This window comes from Bullifex sp., from assembly GCF_034103065.1.
In the GTDB taxonomy this organism is placed as follows: Bacteria; Spirochaetota; Spirochaetia; order Sphaerochaetales; family Sphaerochaetaceae; genus Bullifex.
This window is the reverse complement of the sequence record NZ_JAXEGN010000156.1, coordinates 1-8,035: the sequence shown is the minus strand read 5'-3', so window position 1 is coordinate 8,035 and position 8,035 is coordinate 1. Positions and strand designations below refer to the sequence as shown.

Sequence of the window (8,035 nt, the reverse complement as noted above, 5' to 3'; positions counted from 1 at the left end):
TCAAGATATGGCGATTGCAAAGATTAGCTATCTTGATCTAAAGGAAGAAACCTTAGTATCAAAGGTTGAACAAAAAATTCTGCTTCAAAGCTATGGAAATGCATCAGAAGCAGATGTATTGAATGCAAAGATAGAGCTAACAACCTGTCGACTAGAGCGTCTACAGGAAAAGCTAAAGCTAGCTCAAGCATCATATTTAATAGAGTACTTAACAGGAAGGAGCAACTAAGCTCCTTCTCTTTATAAGCACATAGTCAAATAAATTAGGATAAAAGATAAATAAAATATTCCCGAAAATTAAAAATCTTTTATAGGGATTTTTCCCGAAAATAAGAAATCTTTTGAATAAAAATTGTTCTATAATCCTCTATAAGGAGAAAGAATTGTATTACACAGTCACCTTTAACCCCTCTCTTGATTACATCATCTTTGTCGATAGCTTTAAATATAGCTCACTAAATCGAGCTAGAGAGGAATATATAGTTCCAGGAGGAAAAGGAATCAATGTTTCTATTGTATTAAAAAACCTTGGTAAAGAAACAAAGGCCTTTGCATTTACAGCAGGATATACAGGAAACACATTAAAGGAGATGGTAAAGCAATATGGAGTTGAGCTTATTTCGATACCTGTTAATAATGGCTCAACTAGAATAAATGTTAAGCTTAAAAGTGGAGAAGAAACTGAAATAAATGGAAAGGGACCAGCTCTTACTAAAGAAGATTTAAATAAACTAAAAGATATACTTTATACCTCCTTAACTAAGGAAGACTTTCTAATTTTATCAGGTAATGCACCCTCCTCTCTTGGAAATAATGTTTATAAAGAGCTAATTGAAATTGCAAATAAAGCTGGAGCAAAGTGTGTTGTTGATGCAGAGGGAGAGCTTTTAACTCAAACCCTAAGTCTTAAGCCATTTTTAATAAAACCAAATAAGGCAGAGCTTTCTATGATTTTCAATAAAGACATTAATAGTAAAGAGGATGTAATCTACTATTCAAGAAAGCTCCAAGAGATGGGTGCAGAAAATGTATTAGTATCACTTGGAGAGGAAGGAGCTCTTTTAGTTACACTTGATGGGAAAACTTACTTTCATAGCGCTCCAAAGGGAATTGTTAAAAATAGTGTTGGAGCGGGAGATAGTATGGTTGCAGGCTTCTTATGCGCTTTTGATGATACTCATGATTATTACTATTCACTCTTAAATGGAATAGCAGCAGGAAGTGCAACAGCTTTTTCAGGCTTTCTTGCAACGAAAGAAAAACAGAGAGAAATATTAGCAAATATGGAAAATGAAGGATGAAAAACGTAATTCTAGATCTTGATACAGGTATTGATGATACTCTAGCCCTACTCTATGTACTTTCAAAGAGAGATGAAATAAATCTTCTTGGAATTACAGCAGTCTTTGGGAATGTAGAAACAAGAGTTTCTGCAAGGAACTCTCTAACAATTTTAGATCTATTTGATAGAAATGATGTTCCAGTTTATTTAGGGCAAGTTGCTCCATATGGAAAAGAAAGCTATAAAGTAAAAGAAGAGGTTCAACTAATTCATGGTAAAAATGGGTTAGGGAATGTTTCTTTTCCTTCCTCAAACAGAGAAATAAAAGACGATGGAATAAAATTTATTCGTGACATGATATTAGCTCATCCAGGAGATATCACTATTGTTCCAACAGGACCACTAACAAATATAGCAGCACTATATGAGCGTTTTCCTGAGGTGCTTAAAGTTGAGCATGAGATAATATCTATGGGAGGAGCATTAACTGTCGAGGGTAATGTTACAGAGGTAGCAGAAGCAAACTATTACAAGGACCCAATTGGAGCAGGTATTGTTTTTTCAAAGAATATAAGCTTAAAAATGATTTGCCTTGATGTTACACAGCAATCACATCTGTATCCTAGCGATATTAATAAATGGAATGGCTATAAGGGTAATCTCATAAAGAGTATGGTAGAATTCTACATTAACTTTCATAAAGTAGGATATTGCTACCTGCATGACCCATCAGCTGTATGTGCAATACTTCACCCAGAGTATTTTACATTTCTAAATATTCCATTATATGTAACAGCTCAAGGTAGAGTAATTGGAAAATACAATAGTAATTTACCAATAAAGCAGGCCGCAATCGCTGTTGATCATATTAGTGTTGAAAAGGAATTAAAGGCTTCTTGGCAAAAGCTATTTGAGTAGGTGCTTATATTTTCTATATAGCCCTCTAAATTGGTCATAGGTTAAGCCAAGCAACTCTGCTGCAATCTTTTGGTTTCCTCCAGCTTCATTTAATGCACGTGATAAAAAGATTACATCAAGCTGGCTTTGTGCTACTGCAAAGTCCTTAAGAGGCATTGCCTCTAACCCCAAAGCCTTCTTTGGCTCTTCCTTTATTTTAGGAGCTACCGCTTCACTCTTCTCTACAGCTACTACCTTTTTCTTAAATGGATTATTAAAAGGATTAAAGTCTACCTCTGTTATTAATGATGAGTCATTTCTATATACTGCACGCTCAATAACATTCTTTAGCTCTCTAACATTTCCCGGCCAAGAGTAATTCATTAAAGCCTCTACTACCTCATCTGATAAAACAGGAAGGCCATCATGTCCACACTCTAAAGCCATCTTAGAAGCAAAGTATTGTGCAAGCAGTAGAATATCATCACCTCGTTCTCTTAGAGGTGGGATAAAGAGTACCTCAAAGCTTAACCTATCTAATAAATCCTCTTTGAACTTACCCTGCTTACATAACTCTAATAAATCAGCATTAGTTGCACCAACTATTCGAACATTGCACTCATGAGTTACAGAGGAGCCAACTCTTTCATAGGTTCCATACTCAACAACACGCAAAATCTTTTCCTGAACCTCAAGTGGTATAAGCCCAATTTCATCTAGGAAAAGGGTTCCGCCCTCAGCCTCCTCAAAGCGGCCCTTACGAGTCTTTGTTGCTCCAGTAAACGCACCCTGCTCATAGCCAAATAGCTCAGACTCAAGTAGTGATGAAGGAAGCGCTGCGCAGTTTACAGCAACTAGGTTCTTCTGCCATCTTGGAGAGAGATAGTGAATTCTCTGAACTGCTAGCTCCTTACCAGATCCACGCTCTCCTATAATAAGGACAGCTCTATCAACCTTTGCAACCTTTGATAGTTTATCCTGAAACTCCAAGTAAACATCACTTTCACCTATTCCCTTCTGAAGGCTATCCCGCATATTATCCATGTGGGAGATTTTACCACACGTGGGATTTTTCACCAAGAAAAAATAATAAAATAACCATTTATTTTTACAAAAATTTTAAAATGTAAAAATCCATCTTCTTGTAATACAATAAGATATTATTCAATAATATAAGTTGGCACACTTCTTGCTTATATAAAAAGCGTAAAAGTAAATTTATTTTGGAGGAAACTATGGGAGTTTTTTCAAGATTTAAAGATATTGTTAATGCAAACATAAATGCTCTATTAGATAAGGCAGAGGATCCAGAGAAGATGCTAAAGCTCATGATGCAGGAGATGGAAGATACCCTCATTGAGCTAAAGAGTAATTGTGCAGCAAGGATGGCATCTAAGATCAGACTTGAAAGAAAGATTGCAGAGCAGAAGGCTTTAATTTCTCGTTGGCAGACAAGAGCAGAGCTTGCAGTTGATAAGGGTCGTGATGATTTAGCAAGAGATGCACTGATTGAGAAGAAGAAGGAAACTGAGACACTTAATACTCTATTAAAGGATGTAGATAACTACTCAGAGATTATTGAGCAATCAAAAACTGAGATTAATCAAATAGAGGATAAGCTTAACCAAGCAAAGCTTAAGCTTAAGAGCCTACAGGAAAAGGCTAGAGCTGCTGAGGCTGAGGCCCTTGCAAATGAGCGCCTTAAAAGAAGTACAGAGGCACACTTTGAGGACTTTGAATCCATCATCGATAAGATGAAAGCAGAGAATGAGCTTTCAAAGCCAGCTAAAACAACTGCTGATATGTTTAGAGAGCTTGAGGAGCAGGATGAAATTGAGAAGGAGCTTGAGGCTCTTAAGAAAGGCAGAGAATAATGGCAGTTATAATTGTAGCAATAGTATTTGGAAGCTTAATCGCTATTACAGCAATCGAAAAAGCCTTTGACCTAAAAAAGAGAAAGCTCGAGGCTGAGATCAGAATGCAGGAGTTAAGAGCAGGTGTTGCACCTGGTACTTACTCAAGGATCAGTAAAAAGGATCTAAAGAAGAATGCACGAAAGGGAAAAGCTAATGAGGACTTAGGTGTGCACCAGAACACAGAGGCAGAGGAAAGAGAAGAGCTTTTAAGAGGAATCGCAGATTTAAAAGAGCGAATTGATAATATAGATACCATAATGGCTAGTAGAAAACAAAGTGCGGAGGATGAAAAAGATGACTAAGAGATGGTATAGAAGCCCAAGAGGTAAAATTTTAGGAGTTGCAACAGGACTTGCTGAATGGAGAGACCTACCAGCTGATCCAGTTAGATTAATCGTATTTTTAGCTATTCTTTTTACTGGATTCTTTCCAGGAGCAATTATCTATTTAATCGTTGCTCTTTGTCTTCCTGCAAGTGAAGAGGATTATCAGACAAACTTTAAGAAATACTACGATAAGGGTCATATCTACAAGGATGCCGAGGATGCTAACTATTACGAGGCTAAGGAAGAAAAGAGTAATGACGACCTTAGAGCTGAGTATGAAAACCTAAAGAAGAAGGTTGAAGAGATGGAAAACGAGATGTTTGATAAGGAAAAGGATTGGGATGCTCGTTTTAATTCTACAAAATAAATAAGGATTTGGAGCTGTTTAAGCAGCTCCAAGTGAAAAACTAATGGATAAGAAAAAACTGTTCTTTACACTACTTCTAATAGTAGTATGCATGCTTTTATTTGTAAGAAGATTTATAGCACCTGCTAACACGCCTTCATACGATATTACAACTGAGGTTGCAAACAATAATATAGAGATTAATTTCTCATCAAACGATTTATATATAAAGGGAGAGGATATTCCTTATGCAATATTGCGTTTTGGTGAGGATTATATAGATTTAAATGAAAATATTATCACGACAATTAATGTTAAAGCTAAAAGCTCTGTAATCCTTTCATTGCCACAAAATGCTAAAACTGTAGTCGTAAATGGTAGTGGAAATGTTTACATAAATAATATAGCTGCTGAGCAGCTTGTATTATCTGCAGCAAACCTTGAGCTTGATGATGCTAATATCGATAAAGCGTCTTTAAGTGCTAAGGAAAGCACAATTTCCTCATCTAGCTTTTCAACACTCTATGTTAAAGGCAGTAGCAAGCCTATTACTATAATAAATAGTAGTGCTAAGAGCATTATGACTGAAACTATTTCAGGCGATATCACAATTGATTCCACTGCTGCATTTATAGAGGCTAAATCAGATAGTGGTAATATCGATTTAACTCTTAACCAAGATAGCCATATAGTATCTTCAAGTGAAAATGGAATTATAGAAATTGATGATGGTTTAGATAAAATCGATAGCGAAAATACAGTATTAATTAAAACAAATAGTGGGAACATTCGAATCTCAGGAGATAACGATGATTAAATTTTCAAGACCTTTAATTTTCTTATTAATAATAGTTTTAGCTCTACTTTGCTACTTCGTTCCTTTTAAGCCTATTTCAATATTAGCAGCTCTACTATTAGCTATAATAGCAATTTGGTTAATTGCAGAAAAGAAATATCCTGGCTTTTCAAATAAGGTCTTTAAAAACTTTACTAAGACAACTCTTACTCTAAATAATAATACCTTTGAGCTATCAACCCCTACTGCAGATGTTATAGTTAAGAGAGCAACAGATGAACCATTTGCCCTTTTAGATGGAGAAGAAATCCCTCTAACAGAGGATATTTCTATTGAGCGTGATTCAAAGAATTTAAAATATATTACACTCTACCTTCCAAGAGAGCTGGATAAAATTAAGCTATCACTTGTTGCAGGTGATCTAGATCTATCACTTGCTAGCGCAAGGCTTATCGAAGCTCAAAGTGTAAGTGGCAATGTTAAGCTATTAGATATTGCTGCAAATGAAATAACTACAAAAAGTGTTAGTGGAGATGTATCTCTTTATAATGCAAGCTGCGATAAGCTAACAGCATACTCAACAAGCGGAGATTGTGAAATAAAGAGAAGTAAAGTTCAAAGTATAAAGGCTGGATCAATTAGTGGAGATATAGAGCTTTTATCAGATTTTAACTCCTGTGATCTATCAACAACTAGTGGAGATATTGATATAACTACCGAGGATAAGGGATTTTCTCTTACACTACAATCAACCACAGGTAATTGGACAGTATTTGGTAGAAGCGGTAAAGGACAATATAAGGAGGATGGAAGAGAGGGGTATTCTATTAAAGCATCCTCACTTTCAGGCTCAATTAATGTAATTAGGAGGTAATAAATGATAGCTTTTTCTAAAAGAAGAATAATTTTTATAATAATTGTATTAGCAATTTGTTGGATGACATTTAACATAACCTTCTGCTCTATTAATTCAAGAGCATCAAGAGTACATGTTTCATTTGACTTTGATGACGTTGAGATAAAATCAACTGTTTCCTCTATTAATATAGTAGAGGACGATATAAATAAGGTACTTATAAAAATTGATGGAAACACAAAGGAGCTAGCAAAGGGAGAAGAGTATACAATAAAAACTAAAAACAAGGCATTTATTACAGTTCCTCGTAATTTAGATAGCATAAAGATTGAAAGTGTATCTGGGTTTATATCTGCATATGAATTATCTGCAAAGGATATTGAAATAAATAGTGTATCGGGCTCAATATTTGGTTCCGACTCAAATAAGCCAGATGATGTATTACTAAACTCTGTATCCGGTACAATTGAATATACAAGCTCAACCGATAGTGATTTTACTGCACAAACTATTTCAGGAAGTGTTAATGTTAAATCACATGCAGAGGATATTAAAATAAAATCTGTTTCAGGCTCCTTAGCTTTAGATAATGAGGATAGTGATAGTAGCTTTAAGTTCACAACAGTATCTGGCTCCTGGCAATATGATAACCAAAATGGTTTAGGGGAAATTGAAATAAGCAATAGTTCTGAAAAAATGATACATGCAGAAACAGTATCAGGGAGCGTAAAGGTCTATTAATTAACGAGAGCATCTTTTGATGCTCCTTTTTTATCAAAGTAAAATACAAAAATATCGTATTTTAACGGTATAAAGTTGCATATTTTTACATATTTGTTGCATTTTGCTGAATTTTTATAAATTCTGTTGCAGAAAACACCATATTTTTGATATTCTTCTGTCAATTTGGACTTACGAGGAATTAACGTGCAAAAGGCATATCTAAAATTAAAAGATGGAACTATTTTTTCCGGCATATTACATGGAAAAGCTAATGTATGTGGAGAAGTTGTTTTCAACACATCAATGACAGGATATCCTGAAATACTAACTGACCCTTCATATAATGGACAAATAGTTGTAATGACTTATCCATTAATCGGCAATTATGGTGTTGATAAATATGAAAAGGAGAGCAGTGGTATTAAAGCTACTGCTCTTATTGTAAAAAAGCTATATAGAGGCCCACTTCCTGAAGGAAAAACCTCATTAGAAGAGTATATGAGTAAGGGCGATAAGCCTATATTAGAAGGTATAGATACAAGAGCCTTAACACTTCATCTAAGAGATAATGGAAGCCAAAATGGAGTAATTTATCTTGATGGTATGGAGGCAGAGGCAGATAACATTCTTTCCACCTTCCCTAAAATTACAGAAAGAGACCTAATTAGTGAGGTAGCTGTTGATAAGGTTACACAAGAACCTGAGCTAAGTGAAGGCTTTGTTGCTCCTCCTACAAATCCTACATTAAAAGCTGCTGTAGTAGATTATGGTATTAAATACTCAATAATCGATGATTTATATCAAAGAAATTGTGCTGTAACACTATTTCCTCCTACCTTCAAGGCTGAGGATGTACTCGATAAGGGATATGATTTATTGTTCTTATCAAATGG

The 8,035-nt window shown here is 35.1% G+C and carries 11 protein-coding genes; 10 read left to right on the top strand and 1 reads right to left on the bottom strand.

What is annotated here, in order from left to right; all coding sequences use genetic code 11:
* From SOY52_RS06210 to SOY52_RS06200, 3 genes are all read left to right on the top strand, one after another.
* The coding region (locus tag SOY52_RS06210; protein ID WP_320848102.1) for a hypothetical protein at positions 1-229 on the top strand (229 nt) is incomplete at its 5' end.
* A gap of 154 nt (positions 230-383) precedes the next feature.
* A complete protein-coding gene (gene pfkB, locus SOY52_RS06205) occupies positions 384-1,301 on the top strand; it encodes a 1-phosphofructokinase (protein ID WP_320848101.1) in 918 nt (305 codons plus the stop codon).
* Positions 1,298-2,200 (top strand): nucleoside hydrolase, encoded by a 903-nt coding sequence (locus SOY52_RS06200; RefSeq protein ID WP_320848100.1) that lies wholly within the window; start codon positions 1,298-1,300, stop codon positions 2,198-2,200. The genes pfkB and SOY52_RS06200 overlap by 4 nt, the downstream gene beginning before the upstream one ends.
* Here SOY52_RS06200 and pspF read toward each other — a convergent pair.
* Positions 2,189-3,223: a phage shock protein operon transcriptional activator gene (gene pspF / locus SOY52_RS06195; protein ID WP_320848099.1), complete on the bottom strand. Its 1,035-nt coding sequence runs from the start codon at positions 3,221-3,223 to the stop codon at positions 2,189-2,191. The two genes, SOY52_RS06200 and pspF, sit on opposite strands and share 12 nt — an antisense overlap.
* A 191-nt stretch (positions 3,224-3,414) precedes the next feature.
* On the opposite strand from pspF, the gene SOY52_RS06190 reads away from it, so the two are divergent.
* From SOY52_RS06190 to SOY52_RS06160, 7 genes are all read left to right on the top strand, one after another.
* Positions 3,415-4,053 carry a PspA/IM30 family protein gene (locus tag SOY52_RS06190; RefSeq protein WP_154426314.1) on the top strand — a complete coding sequence of 213 codons (639 nt, stop codon included), beginning with the start codon at positions 3,415-3,417 and terminating at the stop codon, positions 4,051-4,053.
* Positions 4,053-4,397: a hypothetical protein gene (locus SOY52_RS06185; protein WP_276997641.1), complete on the top strand. Its 345-nt coding sequence runs from the start codon at positions 4,053-4,055 to the stop codon at positions 4,395-4,397. The genes SOY52_RS06190 and SOY52_RS06185 overlap by 1 nt, the downstream gene beginning before the upstream one ends.
* A complete protein-coding gene (locus tag SOY52_RS06180) occupies positions 4,381-4,788 on the top strand; it encodes a PspC domain-containing protein (protein ID WP_276985261.1) in 408 nt (135 codons plus the stop codon). Before SOY52_RS06185 ends, SOY52_RS06180 begins: the two co-directional genes overlap by 17 nt.
* A 43-nt stretch (positions 4,789-4,831) precedes the next feature.
* Positions 4,832-5,584: a hypothetical protein gene (locus SOY52_RS06175; protein WP_320848098.1), complete on the top strand. Its 753-nt coding sequence runs from the start codon at positions 4,832-4,834 to the stop codon at positions 5,582-5,584.
* Positions 5,577-6,437 carry a DUF4097 family beta strand repeat-containing protein gene (locus SOY52_RS06170; protein ID WP_320848097.1) on the top strand — a complete coding sequence of 287 codons (861 nt, stop codon included), beginning with the start codon at positions 5,577-5,579 and terminating at the stop codon, positions 6,435-6,437. Before SOY52_RS06175 ends, SOY52_RS06170 begins: the two co-directional genes overlap by 8 nt.
* Before the next feature lie 3 nt (positions 6,438-6,440).
* Positions 6,441-7,160, top strand: coding sequence for a DUF4097 family beta strand repeat-containing protein (locus SOY52_RS06165; protein ID WP_320848096.1), 720 nt, complete (start codon positions 6,441-6,443; stop codon positions 7,158-7,160).
* 186 nt (positions 7,161-7,346) lie between these two features.
* Positions 7,347-8,035: carbamoyl-phosphate synthase domain-containing protein (locus SOY52_RS06160; protein ID WP_320848095.1), on the top strand; the 689-nt coding region annotated here is incomplete at its 3' end.